15 protein-coding genes are annotated in these 16157 nt (G+C 62.7%); 10 read left to right on the top strand and 5 right to left on the bottom strand.

Going from position 1 to position 16157, the window contains the following annotated elements:
- The first annotated feature begins 6 nt into the window (after window positions 1–6).
- Both H6B15_RS09690 and galE read left to right on the top strand, forming a co-directional pair.
- A complete protein-coding gene (locus H6B15_RS09690; RefSeq protein ID WP_204647785.1) occupies window positions 7–897 on the top strand; it encodes a helix-turn-helix domain-containing protein in 891 nt (296 codons plus the stop codon).
- Between the two features lie 124 nt (window positions 898–1021).
- Window positions 1022–2050, top strand: coding sequence for a UDP-glucose 4-epimerase GalE (galE, locus tag H6B15_RS09685; RefSeq protein ID WP_204647784.1), 1029 nt, complete (start codon window positions 1022–1024; stop codon window positions 2048–2050).
- 77 nt (window positions 2051–2127) lie between these two features.
- Here galE and gltX read toward each other — a convergent pair whose 3' ends face one another.
- Together gltX and H6B15_RS09675 are read right to left on the bottom strand one after the other, a co-directional pair.
- Complete coding sequence (gene gltX, locus H6B15_RS09680; protein WP_204647783.1) at window positions 2128–3573, bottom strand: glutamate--tRNA ligase; 1446 nt, start codon at window positions 3571–3573, stop codon at window positions 2128–2130.
- 84 nt (window positions 3574–3657) lie between these two features.
- Complete coding sequence (locus tag H6B15_RS09675; RefSeq protein WP_204647782.1) at window positions 3658–3837, bottom strand: ribbon-helix-helix domain-containing protein; 180 nt, start codon at window positions 3835–3837, stop codon at window positions 3658–3660.
- Window positions 3838–3970: 133 nt separating this feature from the next.
- Here H6B15_RS09675 and H6B15_RS09670 point away from each other — a divergent pair, with 133 nt between their 5' ends.
- The 4 genes from H6B15_RS09670 (at window position 3971) to lysS (ending at window position 7775) form a co-directional block, all read left to right on the top strand.
- Window positions 3971–4225: a hypothetical protein gene (locus H6B15_RS09670; protein ID WP_204647781.1), complete on the top strand. Its 255-nt coding sequence runs from the start codon at window positions 3971–3973 to the stop codon at window positions 4223–4225.
- Between the two features lie 364 nt (window positions 4226–4589).
- The gene (gene trpS, locus H6B15_RS09665; protein ID WP_204647780.1) at window positions 4590–5603 is read left to right on the top strand and encodes a tryptophan--tRNA ligase; all 1014 of its coding nucleotides are present in this window, start codon (window positions 4590–4592) and stop codon (window positions 5601–5603) included.
- Window positions 5604–5720: 117 nt separating this feature from the next.
- Window positions 5721–6209: a transcription elongation factor GreA gene (greA, locus tag H6B15_RS09660; RefSeq protein WP_204647779.1), complete on the top strand. Its 489-nt coding sequence runs from the start codon at window positions 5721–5723 to the stop codon at window positions 6207–6209.
- Between the two features lie 75 nt (window positions 6210–6284).
- On the top strand, window positions 6285–7775 hold the full coding sequence (gene lysS, locus H6B15_RS09655; RefSeq protein ID WP_204647778.1) for a lysine--tRNA ligase: 1491 nt from the start codon (window positions 6285–6287) through the stop codon (window positions 7773–7775).
- Between the two features lie 75 nt (window positions 7776–7850).
- On the opposite strand, the gene H6B15_RS09650 is transcribed toward lysS, so the two are convergent.
- The 3 genes from H6B15_RS09650 to H6B15_RS09640 are packed head-to-tail and all read right to left on the bottom strand — an operon-like array spanning window position 7851 to window position 12106.
- Complete coding sequence (locus H6B15_RS09650; protein ID WP_204647777.1) at window positions 7851–9593, bottom strand: hypothetical protein; 1743 nt, start codon at window positions 9591–9593, stop codon at window positions 7851–7853.
- A gap of 5 nt (window positions 9594–9598) precedes the next feature.
- Window positions 9599–10513: an AAA family ATPase gene (locus tag H6B15_RS09645; RefSeq protein ID WP_204647776.1), complete on the bottom strand. Its 915-nt coding sequence runs from the start codon at window positions 10511–10513 to the stop codon at window positions 9599–9601.
- A 39-nt stretch (window positions 10514–10552) separates the two neighbouring features.
- Window positions 10553–12106, bottom strand: coding sequence for an alpha-amylase family glycosyl hydrolase (locus H6B15_RS09640; RefSeq protein WP_204647775.1), 1554 nt, complete (start codon window positions 12104–12106; stop codon window positions 10553–10555).
- On the opposite strand from H6B15_RS09640, the gene H6B15_RS09635 reads away from it, so the two are divergent.
- The 4 genes from H6B15_RS09635 (at window position 12105) to gpmI (ending at window position 16020) form a co-directional block, all read left to right on the top strand.
- Window positions 12105–12428: a hypothetical protein gene (locus H6B15_RS09635; protein ID WP_204647774.1), complete on the top strand. Its 324-nt coding sequence runs from the start codon at window positions 12105–12107 to the stop codon at window positions 12426–12428. The two genes, H6B15_RS09640 and H6B15_RS09635, sit on opposite strands and share 2 nt — an antisense overlap.
- Window positions 12397–13605, top strand: a complete 1209-nt coding sequence (locus H6B15_RS09630; protein ID WP_204647773.1) for a phosphoglycerate kinase — start codon at window positions 12397–12399, stop codon at window positions 13603–13605. Before H6B15_RS09635 ends, H6B15_RS09630 begins: the two co-directional genes overlap by 32 nt.
- Window positions 13606–13674: 69 nt before the next feature.
- A complete protein-coding gene (gene tpiA, locus H6B15_RS09625) occupies window positions 13675–14445 on the top strand; it encodes a triose-phosphate isomerase (RefSeq protein ID WP_204647772.1) in 771 nt (256 codons plus the stop codon).
- A gap of 48 nt (window positions 14446–14493) precedes the next feature.
- Window positions 14494–16020 (top strand): 2,3-bisphosphoglycerate-independent phosphoglycerate mutase, encoded by a 1527-nt coding sequence (gene gpmI, locus H6B15_RS09620; RefSeq protein WP_204647771.1) that lies wholly within the window; start codon window positions 14494–14496, stop codon window positions 16018–16020.
- The last annotated feature ends 137 nt before the right edge of the window (window positions 16021–16157 follow it).

Here is a 16157-nt window from a genome sequence, read left to right as displayed (position 1 = left end):
ACGCCCATGGCTGTGCCCACGGCGACAGCCGTCAAAGAAAGTCCCACCCTGCAATTGCAGGGAATTCAGGCGGCCACCGCCGCCGAATGGCGTGTGGGGGATACCCTGCCCACCCGCCTGTGCGAAGTGTGGCAGTTGGTGTATGTGATGGACGGCGTCATCGAGGAGATCACCGACGGCCGCCCCATCCTGCTGCGGGCGGGGCGGGCCATGATCCACCAGCCGGAGGAAACCTGGTCCATGCGGGCCGCGGGGGAAGTGCCCCCCGAAGTGCTGCGGGTGGCTTTCCGGGCTTCCGGCACCACGCTGGATATCTTCCGCAACCGGCTCATCCGGGTGAATGCGGTGGAAAAAAACGTGCTGCGCCTGCTGGCTGATACGGTGCGGGAAACCTGGCTGCGCTCCGAACCGGGGCGGGAACCCACCCCCCGGCCGGATCCGCCTTTCGGCGCGCCCCGGCTGCTGCAGCTGTACCTGGAACAGTTCCTCTGGCTCACCGCCCGGCGGCTGCGCCGGGGCGGCCGCAAGCTGTCCCCCCGCACCCTGGCGGAGCAGAACCAGCGTGCCCTGGTGGATGCGGCCCGGCTGTATTTTTCCGAACATATGGACGAGGAACCCGACCTGGCCCAGATCTGCCATGCGCTGGGCTGCGGCCGTGTGGCATTGCAGCAGGCGTTCCGGGCCAGGACCGGCCTTTCCCCCCACGGGTATTACGCCTGCCTCAAGGTGGAGCGGGCCGGCACCCTGCTGGCCCAGGGCTACACCCCCGGCGAGGTGGCCCGCATGCTGGGATACTCCTCGGTTTCTTATTTTTCCCAGCGGTTCCGGGCCCTGACCGGCCAGACCCCCACCGCCTACCGCAAGGACCCGCAGCCTTTGCATCTGTGCAACAAATAGGCATGGCAAATGCTGAAACGTCTATTCTAAAATATGGACGGTTCGGTATAAAATAAAGGCAAGAAAGCGGACCGTGTAAGACCGCTTGCAACAAATTTATAAAAATTGTAAAGGAGCGTTCATTATGTCCATTCTGGTCAGTGGCGGCGCCGGCTACATCGGCAGCCATACCTGCGTCGAACTCCTGAATGCCGGGTACGACATCGTGGTGGCGGACAACCTCTACAACGCCAGCCCCGAAGCGCTTGCCCGCGTCAAACAAATCACCGGCAAGGATTTCCGCTTCATTGAGGCAGACATGACCGACCATGACGCTGTGGATGCCATCTTCCGGGAGAACCCCGGCATCGAATGTGTCATCCAGTTCGCTGCCTACAAGGCGGTGGGGGAGAGCGTCTCCAAGCCCATTGAGTACTACTCCAACAACCTGGGCTGCACCCTGACCATCCTGGACGTGATGCGCCACTACGGCTGCCACAATATCATCTTCTCCTCCTCGGCCACCGTCTACGGCGACCCCGCCAGCGTGCCCATCCGGGAAGATTTCCCCACCGGTGCCACCACCAACCCCTACGGCACCACCAAGGTCTTCACCGAGCGCATCCTCACCGACTGCTGCAAGGCGGACCCCGAGTTGAACGTGGCCCTGCTGCGCTACTTCAACCCCATCGGCGCCCATCCCTCCGGCCTCATCGGCGAAGACCCCAACGGCATTCCCAACAACCTGGTGCCCTACATCGCCAAGGTGGCCGTGGGCAAGCTGGAGAAAGTCCATGTCTACGGCAATGACTATCCCACCCCGGACGGCACCGGCGTGCGTGACTACATCCACGTGGTGGATCTGGCCCGCGGCCATGTGGCGGCGGTACATAAGCTGCAGGAAAAGCCCGGCCTGTTCATCTGCAACCTGGGCACCGGTCACGGCTACAGCGTGCTGGACGTGATCAAGGCGTTCAGCAAGGCCTGCGGCAAGGACCTGCCCTACGTCATCGATCCCCGCCGCCCCGGCGACATCGCCGAATGCTGGTGCGATCCCAGCAAGGCCAAGCGGGAACTGGGCTGGGAAGCCCAGTACGGCATCGAGGAGATGTGCCGCGACAGCTGGAACTGGCAGAGCCATAACCCCGACGGCTACAAGACCAAAGCCGAGTAAGCCTTTATAAGCAAAACAAAACCGCTGCAGGAACTTCCTGCGGCGGTTTTTCCGTTTATTTCATTTTGGCGTAGCCGTCACAGCGCGGCCAGAGCGGCGCGCAGACGGGCCAGGGTTTCCTCCTTGCCCAGCATGGCGGCCAGATCGGTGCCGCCGCCCGGGGTGCGGGATTTGCCCGAAAGGGCGATGCCCAAAGGATACAGCAGCCAGCCGTTCTTCTTCTCCATCGCCTCGGCCTTGCTGCGGCAGACCTCGAAGATGGCGTCCCGGTTCCAGTCGGTTTCGTTTTCCAGCACCGGCAGCAGGGCCTCCAGGGCTTCCTTGGCGGATTCCGGGGTGGTCTTCTGCTTCTTGTTGCGGTAGAGCTCGGCGTCAAAGGGCAGCACCGCGTCAAAGAAGTCCAGCTGGGGCGGAATGTCCTCCAGTACCTCGCACCGGGGCTGCAGGTTGGCGCACAGCAGATCCCGGTCAATGTCCCGGTGCACGGCCTGGTCGATGAAGGGGTCGGCCAGACGGCGGAATTCCTCGGCCGGCAGGGCCCGGATGTAGGCGGCGTTGATGGCCCGCAGCTTCAGCGGGTCAAAGATGGCCGGGGACTTGGAAATGCGGGTGGGGTCCCAGATGCGGATCATCTCGTCCAGGTTGAAGATCTCCTGTTCGCCCTCGGGGGCCCAGCCCAGCAGCAGCAGATAGTTCAGCACCGCCGCGGGCAGATAGCCCTTGGCCACCAGATCCTGGTAGCTGGCGTCGCCGTTGCGCTTGGACAGCTTGTGCTGGGCGTCCTTCATCACCGGCGGGCAGTGGATGTAGGTGGGAATCTCCCAGCCGAAGGCCTTGTACAGAAGGTTGTACTTGGGGGTGCTGGACAGATACTCGCTGCCGCGGATGACATGGGTGATGCCCATGAGATGGTCGTCCACCACGTTGGCAAAGTTGTAGGTGGGCATGCCGTCGCTCTTCAGAAGAATCTGGTCGTCCAGCTCGCTGTTGTCCACCTCGATGTGCCCGAAGACCAGGTCGTCAAAGGCGGTCTTGCCCTCGGTGGGGATCTTCTGCCGGATGACATAGGGTTCCCCGGCGGCCAGCTTGGCTTCCACTTCCTCCTGGGACAGGTTGCGGCAGTGCCCGTCGTAGTGGGTCATCTCGCCGGCGGCCTTCTGGCTTTCGTGCATGGCCTCCAGCCGCTCGTTGGTGCAGAAGCAGTAGTAAGCTTCGCCCTTGCGCACCAGCTCTTCGGCATACTGCTTGAACATGCCCATGCGCTGGCTCTGCACATAGGGGCCCACCGGGCCGCCGATGTCCGGGCCTTCGTCCCAGGTCAGGCCGGTGGCCTTCAGGGTGTTGTAGATGATGTCGGTGGCACCTTCCACCAGGCGGCCCTGGTCGGTGTCCTCAATGCGCAGGATAAAGGTGCCGCCGTTGTGGCGGGCCTGCAGATAGGTGTACAGCGCGGTGCGCAGGTTGCCCACGTGCATATAGCCCGTGGGGGACGGCGCAAAGCGGGTGCGTACGGTGTTGGCCATAAACTAACTTCCCCCTGTAAAAAACTGTTGTCTATCCCTCAGTTTAGCGGCCGGGGGAGGGTTTGTCAACCAAAGAAGGACATTTTACTCCTCCGGGTCGATCTGGATCTTGTCCTTGGCAAAGTCCAGCGCCAGGCCGATGAGCTCGTTGCGGGAACGGTTGGTCTTTTTGGCCAGGTCGTCGTAAAAATCCACGATGGATTTGTCCACCCGGATGGTGAACATGACCGGCTCTGTCTTTTTGGAGATTTTTAAGGTTTCCATAATTTTCCACCACCTTATATACCATTATCCACGCGCAAAACATGGAAAAATATGACTAAAAAATGTTTACATTTTAACATAAACTGATGTATACTGGTGGTATTCGACCTTGTTATCCCCAAAGGAGACGGCTATGGTGGAAAAAAATTCTTTTGCGCTGCTGGAAACCCTGGCCCGGCAGATGGGCTGCGAGTATCTGTCCGACCTGAAATACCTGGACCCCGCGGGCAGGGAAAGGCTGGCCGGACTGGTGCGGGGCATCGCCCCCGGCGATGCCCCGCAAACGGAGTGGAACGACGCCCTGACCTACCTGACCGGCCAGGACCCTTTGAAGGATGCCGATACGGCCCGCACCGCGCTGTTGGCGGCACTGGAAAACCCCGCTTGACACCCGGGAACGGGCTGGCTATAATGTAGGGGAATAAACCGACGAGGCGAAAGTAAAACCGTGGCGGCGCCCACAGAGAGCCCCCGAAGCTGGGAACGGGGCGGAAGGCTGCACGGACAAATGGATCGCCGAGGGCGGCGGGGAACCCCTGTTTCGGCGGGGCAGTATCCGCTCGCCGGCAGCCCCCGTTATCGGGCAGGGACGCAGAACAGCGCCCCGTTAAGAGGCCGCGGCCGGAAAACGGCGCGGCAAGCAAGGTGGCACCACAGGCAAAATCACAGGCCTGCCCTTGCACAGAAACCACTTCTGTGCGGGGGCGGGCCTTTTTGTTCCCCTCCGCCGACATCAAAGGAGCTGAAACATCATGTCCGAACTTCTCAAACGCAAGCGTATCCTTTCCGGCATCCAGCCCACCGGCACCCCCACCCTGGGCAACTATCTGGGGGCCCTGCGCAACTGGGCGCTGCTGCAGAACAGCTATGACTGCCTGTATATGGTGGCCGACCTGCACGCGTTGACCGTGCGCCAGGTCCCCGCCGACCTGCGCCGCAACAGCCGGGCCCTGACCGCCCTGCTGCTGGCCGTGGGCATCGACCCCAAGGAACACATCCTGTTTGTGCAGAGCCATGTGCCCGCCCACTGTGAGCTGAGCTGGATCCTGGCCTGCAACACCCAGTTCGGCGAACTGTCCCGCATGACCCAGTTCAAGGACAAGAGCGCCAAACACCCCGACAACGTCAACGGCGGCCTGTTCACCTATCCGGTGCTGATGGCCTCGGACATCCTGATCTACAACGCCGACCTGGTGCCGGTGGGCCAGGACCAGACCCAGCACCTGGAGCTGGCCCGGGACATTGCCGGCCGGTTCAACAACATCTACGGCGAAACCTTTGTCTTGCCCGAAGGCTACGTGCCCGCCGCCGGCGCCAAGGTCATGTCCCTGTCCGAACCCACCAAAAAGATGAGCAAGTCCGACCCCAACGTGAACAGCTTCATCCTCATGACCGACGACAAGGACACCATCGTGCGCAAGTTCAAGCGGGCGGTCACCGACTCCGACGGTATGGTGCATTTCGATACGGCCAACAAGCCGGGCGTGTCCAACCTGATGACCATCTACGCCGCCTTCACCGGCAAGACCATGCCGGAGATCGAGGCCGAGTTTGCGGGCAAGGGCTACGGCGACTTCAAGATGGCCGTGGCCGAAACCACCGTCGACGCCATCTGCCCGGTGCAGGAGGAGCTGCAGCGCATCCAGGCGGACAAGGCCTATGTGGACGGGGTGCTCAAGGACGGCGCCGAGCGGGCCGCCCGTCTGGCCAACCGCACCGTGTCCAAGGTGCACCGCAAGGTGGGCCTGCTGCAGCTGGAAAAGTGAGCCTGCAAAGCCCGGAAAACGCTTGACAGCGACACAATTTTTGGATATAATATTACAACTGGTGCGGCCCCTGCTGGGCCGCACAACTTTTACTGTTAGAGTAAGGAGCTATCCGAAATGGCCAAAGAGGTTGTTGTTACCCGCGAGGGATATCAGAAGCTGGAGCAGGACCTGGACACCCTGCGCACCGTCAAACGTAAGGAAGTTGCGGACAAGATCAAGGTGGCCCGCGGTTACGGCGACTTGTCGGAAAATGCCGAGTACGATGCCGCCAAGGAAGAGCAGGCCATTGTGGAAGCCCGCATCGCCGATCTGGAAGCAACCCTGAAGGTTGCCCGCATCATCGACGACAACGAGCTGTCCCACGACACCGTCTCCATCGGCATGAAGGTCAAGATCCTGGCCGAGGGCGACGATGAGGAGGATGCCGAGGAATACGACATCACCGGTTCCACCGAAGCCGACATGGACCTGAACCGCATCAGCGACGAAAGCCCGGTGGGCGCCGCCCTCATCGGCCACAAGGCCGGGGATGTGGTGGCCGTCACCCTGCCCAACGGCAGCGTGATCGACTACAAGATCCTGGCTGTCAGCCGCAGCAAGTAAGTCAAACGCAAACAGCGCCGGGCGGGGCCGACCCGGTCGGCGCTGCTTTATTTACAGGAAAAGAGGAATCTTCTCATGCAGAACACCCCCGTCAACGCCGCCACCGAGCAGGCTGTGCGTCGCCAGAAGCTGGCGGACCTGCAGGCTGCCGGGCATGACCCGTTCACCATCACCAAGTATCCCCAGGACGCTTTCTCCGCCGATCTGCAGGCCGAATTCAAAGACCTGCCCGCCGAGAGCGAAACCGGCAAGGTGGTCACCCTGGCCGGGCGTCTGATGTCCAAACGCGTGATGGGCAAGGCCAGCTTTGCCCATCTGCGGGACGCCAAGGGGGACATCCAGATCTTCGCCAAGCGGGACGTGCTGGGCGATGAACCCTACGCCGCCTTCAAAAAGCTGGATGTGGGCGACATTGTGGGCTGCAAGGGCGAAGTGTTCCGCACCCGCATGGGCGAACTCAGCGTGCGCATCAGCGAGCTGACCCTGCTGTCCAAGAGCCTGCTGCCTCTGCCCGAGAAGTTCCACGGCCTGACCGACCGGGAAGCCCGCTACCGTCAGCGGTATGTGGACCTGATCGTCAACCCGGATGTCAAGCAGACCTTCGTGCGCCGCAGCCAGATCCTGCGGGAACTGCGCGCCTTCCTGGACAACAAGGGATTCCTGGAAGTGGAAACCCCCATCCTGACCCCCTTTGAGATCGGCGCTTCCGCCCGTCCCTTCCTCACCCACCACAACACCCTGGATATGGACATGGTGCTGCGCATCGAGACCGAGCTGTACCTCAAGCGCTTGGTGGTGGGCGGCATGGACCGCGTGTACGAAGTGGGCCGCATCTTCCGCAACGAGGGCATGGACCCCAAGCACAACCCCGAGTTCACCACCATCGAGCTGTACCAGGCCTACACCGACTACCACGGCATGATGGACCTGGTGGAAGAGATGATGAAGACGGTGGCCCAGAAGGTCTGCGGCACCCTGCAGATCGAGTACCAGGGCAAGCAGATCGACCTGTCCCACTGGGAGCGCCTGACCATGCTGGAAGCGGTCAAGAAGTATTCCGGCGTGGACTTCACCACCGTGGCTTCGGACGAGGAAGCCATCGCCCTGGCCAAGAAGCACCACGTGGAACTGCCCGAAGTGCCCACCAAGGGCGCCATCCTGGCCGAGTTCTTCGACGCCTTTGTGGAGGGCAACCTGGTCCAGCCCACCTTCATCTATGACTACCCCGTGGAGATCAGCCCCCTGGCCAAGCGCAAGCCCAACGACCCGGCCTTCACCGAGCGGTTCGAGTACTTCATCAACTGCACCGAGTTCGGCAACGCCTTCAGCGAGCTGAACGACCCCATCGACCAGAAGGGCCGTTTTGAACGCCAGGTGGCCGAGCGCAAGAAGCTGGAACCCACCAGCAAGGCCCAGGTGGACTACGACTACGTCACCGCCCTGGAATACGGCCTGCCCCCCACGGGCGGCCTGGGCTTCGGTGTGGATCGTCTGGTCATGCTGCTCACCGACTCCGCCTCCATCCGCGATGTGCTGCTCTTCCCCACCATGAAGCCGCTGGACTGAGCTGCACCAGGAAAATCATAAACAGTGAAAAAGCGCTTTCCGGAAGATTCCGGGAAGCGCTTTTTTTTGTCCTTGTCAGTCCATCTCCCGCAGCATCCGCTGCAAAAGGGACCCCACCGCCCCCGCCAGCCGGTCAATACTGCCGATACGCACAAACTCGTTGCCGTAGATGGTTTTCAAAGCGGGCACGTCCCGGTTCAGACCGAAGAAGACGGCCCCCACCCGGAACCCCTGCCTGCGCAGGGCCTTCACCTCGGCGGCGGTGTCGGCCACGGAGGCCTCGTCGCCGTAGTCCCGGCTGACCGGCAGGGCGCCGGCAGGGGGAATCCGCTGGCTGTCGTTGGGGCTGGCGTCGGTGAGAATCAGCACCAGCCGGTGGGGACAGCGGGCGTCCGCCAGCCGGCCCACGGTGCGCAGGGCCAGCCCATCCCGGTTCCACCCGGCGGCAAAGTAGCCGAAGACGGACCGGCAGCCCGGGTCCTTGTAGCCCTTCAGCAGCTGCAGCACCGTATATCCCCGCAGGCTGCGGAAGGCGTAGATCTGCACCGGCACCCCGCAGCGGCGCAGACTCTCCCCCAGGATGTACCCCTGGGCGGCGATGGTCTCCTGGCTGTTCAGCCGGGAGGCGGAGGCGTCCAGCAGCAGGTCCACCGAAAGATCAGGCTGTATATCGTCGGTCCGGCGCAGAAAAATCGCCGGGTCCCGCAGGCAGGGCGCCCGCCACACCCGACGGCTGTCCAGCCTCCCGGCCCGGGCCCGCACGGGCTGGGGCTGGCTGTAGGAGTGCAGGGCGTCCTCCAGCTGTTCGCTCAACCGGCGGATGCTGCCGGCGTAGAGCTGGCTGTTTTTGGCGTAAAATTCCAGGTTGCGCTGCCGCTGCCGGGCGGCGTCCCGGGCCAGCTTTCCGGATTCGGCATCCGGCGGTCGGGTGGGGGAGGGCTCGCCCCGGGTAATCCACAGGTGACAGTCCCGGTGATTGCCGGTGCACAGCTCCTGCTCCAGGGCGGCCAGGTCATGGTCGTTATACACCGAGCGGCCAAAGCAGGTTTCGATGTAGGCCCGGTCTTTTTCGCCTTGCCGGACAGAAAAATGGTGGGCCAGCAGGGCCTTGCCCGCCGGTTTGGCGTTTGCCTCCCGCAGCTGGGAACTGCGCCGCAGCACCAGCTGGTCGGTGTGGCGGATCTCGGTGGGCAGAAGCTTGGTCAGCAGGGCGGCCCACACCCCCCGCAGATGCAGCGTCCGGGGGCCCCGGTCCGCCTCGCTGCCGGTAAACCCGAAAAAGCGCTCCAGCATCTCTTCCAGGGCGGCAAGTACCCCGTCGGTGTCCAGGGTGCCGGGCAGGGCCAGAGCTTCGGCCAGCTCCCGGCCCCGGGGCGTCAGCAGGGGGCCGCGGCGTCCGGCCAGAGGCGCCCAGCGGGCTTCCTGCTGTTCAAACACCCGGTTGTTCTTGACCATCCACTGCTGGCGGGACATGGATTTCTGCCCCGCAAAAAAGTTCCGGGCATAGTCCCGCCGCAGATCGGCCAGAATGGGCCGCTGGGGCAGCTCCTTCTCGTACACGCAGTTTTCCAGCCCCAGCCAGACCAGCTCGTCGAACATCTCCCGCCGGGGACTGCCCGCGTACCGGCCGAAAAATCCCTCCAGCCGGTCCGGGTCCAGCCACTTGGCTGTCAGGCCCACCACACAGTTGAAGTAAAAATCCGGCTGTCCGTCGGGGGTAAAGGCCATGAAGGGCGGGTCCAGGTCGTACCGCCCGGCGGCGGCCCAGATCAGGTTCAGCGCCCGGCGCTGTTCCGGGCTGTATTCGCGCCGCAGCATACCCCTTACCCCGGAAAGACCCTGGCCCGGTCCAGGGTCCGGGGGATGCGGGCGGCGATCACATCCCGGATCAGGGTCTGTTCGTAGGGGTCAAAGGTCTTGTTGGTGATGCACAGATCCAGCGCCGCGGTGGCGTCCAGCCCGTGCTCCATCAGGCGCAGCGCGTCCAGAAGTCCCCGCAGGTCCACCGCCCGGGCCGAGATCTCGGCGCTGTCTGCCTTCTTGTTCAGGTCGTAGAACAGCTGGGCAAACTGCCCGGCGTACCGGGGGCTGATCTGCGGGAAATGGTGGCGCAGCAGCTTGTTCAGGTCCTCCTGGGAGATCAGCGGCAGGTCCAGCACCGCAAACCGGGAAACCAGGGCTTCGTTCAGTTCCCGGGTGCCGGCATAGCCGTGGTTCATGGTGGCGATGAAGCGGGCGGCCGGGTCCACCTCGATCAGGTCATAGCCCGGCACATCGATGCGGCGGCGGTAGTCCAGGGTGGCGTGCAGCACGGCCAGGGCTTCATTCTTGGCCATGTTGATCTCGTCCAGCACCCCGAACCCGCCGTGGCACGCACACTGCCAGATGGGCCCCGGCTGAAACACCACCTTTTCCCCGTTGAAGGTGTCCGACCCGATGAGGTAGGAGGCATCCATATTGATGTGGAAGGAAACGTCCCAGCAAGGCCGCCCGAACGCCCAGGCCAGGTTTTCGGCCAGCACGTTCTTGCCGGTGGCCTTGGGCCCGGCTAGCAGCAGATTCTCCCCGCACAGCAGGACGGTGGCGGCCTGGTTCCACACCTCCCGGCCGTAATACCGGTACCGGGGTTCGGGAACCCGTCGGGCCATCTCTTCGGGCACGGGATGTTCGGCGCGGAAGGCGGCAATCCCTTCGATGACCGCCGGGTACACGCCCTCCTCTTTCAGAAAATCCAGCATTGATACATCCCCTTCTGGCTTACAAAAAAAGACACAACCTTATTTCACCGGCAGCAATACAGCGCTTTCGGCGGGCATGGTCAGCACGCCGTTTTGCAGCGCTGCCGGGCCGCCCAGAGCGAACAGCGGCTGCCCGGCGGGGGAAAGGGCGCAGGGGCACCGCACGGCTCTGGCCGCCGGGTTCACCGCCGCCAGAATCTTCTCCCCGCCGCCGGTGCGCAGATACACCAGCGGGTAGGCGTCGGTCTCGCAGTAGATGAATTCCATGGTGCCGTCCGCCTGCAGGGCGGGATGAGCCTTGCGCACCGCGCACAAGGTCTGTACCGTGTGCCACAGGGATCCGGCTCCGGCCATGCCGTCGGCCACGGTGGGGGCGTCGGGGGTCCTGTCCTGGGCGGTGTAGAGCCGGTCCGCTTCGGCAGCGGAGAACCCGTAGTTCCTGCCGTGGTCCCACTGCATGGGGCTGCGGGAACCGGTGCGGTTGTAGCCCCCTTCCACCGAATCCAGCTCCAGATACCGCATACCGATCTCGTCCCCGTAGTAGACGAAGGGGGCCCCGGGCATGGACAACAGGAAGGTGAAGGCAATTTTCATCTCCTCCGGGTCCAGCCAATGGCGCAGACGTTCCATGTCGTGGTTGCCGGAAGGGATGCACATCAGCCCCTTGCCGCTGGTCAGGCGGTAGTTCTTTTCATAGGTATCTACAAAGGCCCGGGCGTTGCCCTTGCCTTCCCGGCTGAAGAAGGGGTGCTCGCACCGGAACAGGTCCATGTAATGGGAAGGACCGAAATGCAGCAGAAAGTCCATGTGGAACCCGCCCATCAGCGACTTGTCCGGCTCGCCCCACTCGGAGAGCATCACCGCGTCGGGGTATTTTTCGTCCATGAACCGGCGCACCTGCTGCCACAGCTTGATGGTCTCCTTACTGTCCGGGTCATTTTTCACCAGGGAACCGGCCATGTCCACCCGGAAGCCATCGCACCCCCGGGACAGCCAGAAGTCCATCACATCCATCATGGCCTGCCGGGTGGCCAGCGCTTCGGGAGAGTCCACCGCGCTCTGCCAGGGCTCGGTGGGCCGGGCAAAGCCGTAGTTCAGCGCCGGCTGGTTGGAGAAGAAGTTCACCGCCACGCAGCCGTCGCGGGGGTACAGCCCCCGCAGGGACCCGGTGATGTTGCCGTACCCCGCCACATCGTGCCAGATGGAATCGCTCCAGATATACCGCCCGGAATACTCGTTTTTCTCCACCTTGCAGGACTGGGCAAACCAGGGATGCCGGATGGAGGTGTGCCCCGGCACTAAGTCCAGGATCACATGCATTCCCCGGCGGTGGGCTTCCTCAAACAGATGAATCAGGTCGTCGTTGGTGCCGTAGCGGGGGGCCACTTTGCAGTAGTCCTCCACATCGTACCCCGCATCCCCGAAGGGGGAAAGAAAACAGGGGTTCAGCCACAGAGCGTTGCAGCCCAGCTCCCGGATGTAGTCCAGCTTCTTTATAATGCCGGGCAGATCCCCGATGCCGTCTGCGTTGGTGTCCAGAAAACTCTGGGGATAAATTTCGTAAAAGATGCTTGTTTTCAGCCAATGGTCCATGCAGATCGCCTCCCGGTCGCACCCCTTGCGGGCACGGATTTCTGCTTGCATTATAGCGCATTTGCCCGGCGGAAAAAAGCGCCAAAACCCACAAAAAAAACGCCTCCAAACCGGCGGAAGGCAACACCCTGCGCCAAAACCGTTAAAAAAGTGTCAACTTCCCCTTGCGCTGGACCCGGTTTATGCGTATAATAAAAGCATAGCGATAGGGGATACTGCGCCCCGCCGCCAGGTAAACCGCAAAAATGCAGAAATTTTGCAACAAAACGGATCGAGAGGAGATTTTTACCATGGGTTTGGGCAAAAAGACCATCGACGATGAAAACTACGCCGGCAAGCGCGTTCTTGTCCGCTGCGACTTCAACGTTCCGATGAAGGACGGCGTCATCACCAACGATAACCGCATCAATGCGGCTCTGCCGACCATCAAGAAGCTGATCAACGACGGCGCCAAGGTCATCCTGTGCAGCCACCTGGGCAAGCCGAAGAACGGCCCCGAAGAGAAGTTCAGCCTGGCACCGGTCGCCGTGCGCCTGTCTGAAAAGCTGGGCCAGCCCGTCACCTTCGCCGATGACGACAACGTGGTCGGCCCCAAGGCCAAGGCTGCCGCCGCCACCATGGGCAACGGCGATGTGGTTCTGCTGCAGAACACCCGTTTCCGCAAGGAAGAAACCAAGAACATCGACACCTTCAGCCAGGAACTGGCTTCTCTGGCCGACGCTTACGTGGATGACGCCTTCGGCTCCTGCCACCGCGCTCACTGCTCCACCGCCGGCGTCACCGATTATATCAAGGACACCGCTGTGGGCTACCTGATGGAAAAGGAAATCAAGTACCTGGGCAACGCTGTCAACGATCCCGTCCGTCCCTTCACCGCCATCCTGGGCGGCGCCAAGGTTGCGGACAAGCTGAATGTCATCTCCAACCTGCTGGAAAAGGTCGACACCCTGATCATCGGCGGCGGCATGGCCTACACCTTCCTGAAGGCCCAGGGCTACGAGATCGGCACCAGCCTGTGCGACGATTCCAAGCTGGACTACTGCAAGGAAATGATGGAAAAGGCCAAGGCCAAGGGCGTCAAGCTGCTGCTGCCCGTTGATACCGCCTGCGTGGCTGCCTTCCCCGATCCCATCGACGCTCCTGTCGAGACCAAGATCTGCCCTGTCACCGATATGCCCGCCGACATGGAAGGCTGCGACATCGGCCCCGCTACCATGAAGCTGTTCGCCGACGCCGTCAAGGCTTCCAAGACCGTGGTGTGGAACGGACCCATGGGCGTGTTTGAGAACCCGACCCTGGCCGCCGGCACCCTGGCTGTTGCCAAGGCCATGGCCGAAAGCGACGCTACCACCGTCATCGGCGGCGGCGACAGCGCGGCTGCCGTGCAGCAGATGGGCCTGGGCGACAAGATGACCCACATTTCCACCGGCGGCGGCGCCTCCCTGGAATACCTGGAAGGCAAGGAACTGCCCGGCATCGCTGTCATTCAGAACGCATAATCAACCCGCTATGCGCGGCGGCTCTGCCGCCGCGCATTTTTGACGGAACAAAAACAGGAGGTTTTTCTCATGGATAAGCAGAATCGCAAAGCCGTTATTGCCGGCAACTGGAAAATGAACATGACCCCCACCGACGCGGGCCATCTGCTGGACCACCTGATCCCGCTGGTCGCCGACGCCGGCTGCGAAGTCGTCGTCTGTGTGCCCGCCACCGACCTGTGCGTGGCCGTGGCCAAGTGCTCCGGCACCAACATCCATGTGGGTGCCCAGAACGTTCACTTTGAAAAGTCCGGTGCCTTCACCGGTGAAATCAGCGCCGACATGCTCACCGACCTGGGCGTGGAATATGTGGTCATCGGCCACAGCGAGCGCCGTCAGTACTTCGCCGAGACCGACGAAACGGTCAACAAGCGCACCAAGGCGGCGCTGGCCGGCGGCCTGAAGCCCATCGTCTGCGTGGGCGAAAGCCTGGCCCAGCGTGAGCAGGGCGTCACCGAAGAGCTGGTCCGCATGCAGGTCAAGATCGCCCTGAACGGCGTGAGCGCTGACGAGCTGAAGAACGTCATCATCGCCTACGAGCCCATCTGGGCCATCGGCACCGGCAAGACCGCCACCGCCGACCAGGCCGAGGAAGTCTGCGCCGCCATCCGCAAGGTGGTGGGCGAACTGTACGGCGAGGACGCCGCCAAGGCCCTGACCGTCCAGTACGGCGGCAGCATGAACGCCAAGAACGCCGAGGAACTGCTGAGCAAGCCCGACGTGGACGGCGGTCTCATCGGCGGCGCTTCCCTGAAGGCCGACCAGTTCGCCATCATCGTGGACGCAGCCACCAAGGGCTGATCCCGGCAAAAGGTATATCCCAAATTTAGGTAAGGAGCAATTTTTCCCATGTCCAAGAAACCTGTTCTTCTTTGCATTATGGACGGCTTTGGCTGGACGCCGGAGAACACCTTCGGCAACGCCGTGGCCGCCGCCAACACCCCCAACCTCGACAAGATCTTTGCCGAATGTCCCATGACCACCATCCAGGCTTCCGGCATGGCCGTGGGCCTGCCCGACGGCCAGATGGGCAACAGCGAAGTGGGCCACACCAACATGGGCGCCGGCCGCATCGTCTACCAGCAGCTGACCCTGATCACCAAGAGCATCCAGGACGGCGAAATGTTCAAGAACCCCGTGCTGGTCAAGAACATGAAGGCCGCCATCGACGCCGGCAAGGCCATCCATCTCATGGGCCTGGTGGGCACCGGCGGCGTGCACAGCCATGCCGACCACTGGTTCGGCGTGCTGGATATGGCCAAGCATATGGGCGCCACCAAGGTCTACCTGCACTGCATCATGGACGGCCGTGACACCGACCCCCATTCCGGCAAGGGCTTCCTGGCCGACCTGCAGGCCAAGCTGGACGAGCTGGGCATCGGCGAAATCGCCACCGTCACCGGCCGTTACTACGCTATGGACCGCGATTCCAACTGGGATCGTGAGGAGAAGGCCTACGCCGCCTTCGTGTACGGCGAAGGCCGCCGTGCCGCCAACGCCCAGGAGGCCATCGACGCTTCCTACGCCGAGGATGTCACCGACGAGTTCGTCGTGCCCGTGATCACCTGCGAAGGTGGCCGCGTGCAGGAAGGCGACACCGTCATCTTCATGAACTTCCGCCCCGACCGTGCCCGTCAGATGACCCGCATCTTCGTGGACGACGACTTCAAGGGCTTTGAGCGCCGCTACGGCCGGTTCCCTGTGAACTATGTCTGCATGGCCGAGTACGACGCCACCATGCCCAACTGCGAAGTGGCTTATCCGCCGGTGGAGCTGAAGAACGTGCTGGGCGAATACCTGGCCGCTCACGGCAAGACCCAGCTGCGCATCGCCGAGACCGAGAAGTACGCCCATGTGACCTTCTTCTTCAACGGCGGCGTGGAAGCCCCCTACGAGGGCGAGGACCGCAAGGTCATCCCCAGCCCGAAGGTGGCCACCTACGACCTGAAGCCCGAGATGAGCGCCCCCGAGGTGGCCGAAGAGTGCCGCCAGCGCATCGAGAGCGGCAAGTATGACGTCATCATCCTGAACTTTGCCAACTGCGACATGGTCGGCCACACCGGCGTGTTCGACGCGGCCGTCAAGGCCGTGGAGGCTGTGGATGCCGGCGTCAAGAAGGTCATGGACGCCGTGCTCAAGATGGGCGGCGTCATGTTCCTGACCGCCGACCACGGCAACGCCGAGAAGATGGAGAACCCGGACGGCTCTCCCTTCACCGCCCACACCACCAACGTGGTGCCCTTTGCGGTCATCGGCGCCGGCGACGTGAAGCTGCGCGAAGGCGGCTGCCTGGCCGACATCGCCCCCACCATGCTGCCCTATATCGGCCTGGAAGTTCCCGCCGAAATGACCGGCAAGAGCATCATCGTCGGCTGATTTTCCCTCGCATTTTTGCCCGGAGACTGTGTGCCTCCGGGCTTTTTTTGTCTGCCCTTGCGCCCGGGGCCCAAATGGGGTATGATAAGGACAGGCAAAACCGCAATACTGTGCCGCGTCCCCCCGCGGCCAAGGAA

It is taken from the genome of Gemmiger formicilis (assembly GCF_016900095.1).
Taxonomy (GTDB): Bacteria; Bacillota; Clostridia; order Oscillospirales; family Ruminococcaceae; genus Gemmiger; species Gemmiger formicilis_A.
Note: the sequence above shows the minus strand (reverse complement) of the source record. Positions and strands in the feature narration are given on the sequence as shown.

What these genes read in the sequence shown, in the direction of transcription:
- H6B15_RS09690 (WP_204647785.1), top strand. Translation starts at nt 7, where the DNA reads ATGGCTGTGCCCACGGCGACAGCCGTCAAAGAAAGTCCCACCCTGCAA.
- galE (WP_204647784.1), top strand. Translation starts at nt 1,022, where the DNA reads ATGTCCATTCTGGTCAGTGGCGGCGCCGGCTACATCGGCAGCCATACC.
- gltX (WP_204647783.1), bottom strand. Translation starts at nt 3,573, where the DNA reads ATGGCCAACACCGTACGCACCCGCTTTGCGCCGTCCCCCACGGGCTAT.
- H6B15_RS09675 (WP_204647782.1), bottom strand. Translation starts at nt 3,837, where the DNA reads ATGGAAACCTTAAAAATCTCCAAAAAGACAGAGCCGGTCATGTTCACC.
- H6B15_RS09670 (WP_204647781.1), top strand. Translation starts at nt 3,971, where the DNA reads ATGGTGGAAAAAAATTCTTTTGCGCTGCTGGAAACCCTGGCCCGGCAG.
- trpS (WP_204647780.1), top strand. Translation starts at nt 4,590, where the DNA reads ATGTCCGAACTTCTCAAACGCAAGCGTATCCTTTCCGGCATCCAGCCC.
- greA (WP_204647779.1), top strand. Translation starts at nt 5,721, where the DNA reads ATGGCCAAAGAGGTTGTTGTTACCCGCGAGGGATATCAGAAGCTGGAG.
- lysS (WP_204647778.1), top strand. Translation starts at nt 6,285, where the DNA reads ATGCAGAACACCCCCGTCAACGCCGCCACCGAGCAGGCTGTGCGTCGC.
- H6B15_RS09650 (WP_204647777.1), bottom strand. Translation starts at nt 9,593, where the DNA reads ATGCTGCGGCGCGAATACAGCCCGGAACAGCGCCGGGCGCTGAACCTG.
- H6B15_RS09645 (WP_204647776.1), bottom strand. Translation starts at nt 10,513, where the DNA reads ATGCTGGATTTTCTGAAAGAGGAGGGCGTGTACCCGGCGGTCATCGAA.
- H6B15_RS09635 (WP_204647774.1), top strand. Translation starts at nt 12,105, where the DNA reads ATGCAGATCGCCTCCCGGTCGCACCCCTTGCGGGCACGGATTTCTGCT.
- H6B15_RS09640 (WP_204647775.1), bottom strand. Translation starts at nt 12,106, where the DNA reads ATGGACCATTGGCTGAAAACAAGCATCTTTTACGAAATTTATCCCCAG.
- H6B15_RS09630 (WP_204647773.1), top strand. Translation starts at nt 12,397, where the DNA reads ATGGGTTTGGGCAAAAAGACCATCGACGATGAAAACTACGCCGGCAAG.
- tpiA (WP_204647772.1), top strand. Translation starts at nt 13,675, where the DNA reads ATGGATAAGCAGAATCGCAAAGCCGTTATTGCCGGCAACTGGAAAATG.
- gpmI (WP_204647771.1), top strand. Translation starts at nt 14,494, where the DNA reads ATGTCCAAGAAACCTGTTCTTCTTTGCATTATGGACGGCTTTGGCTGG.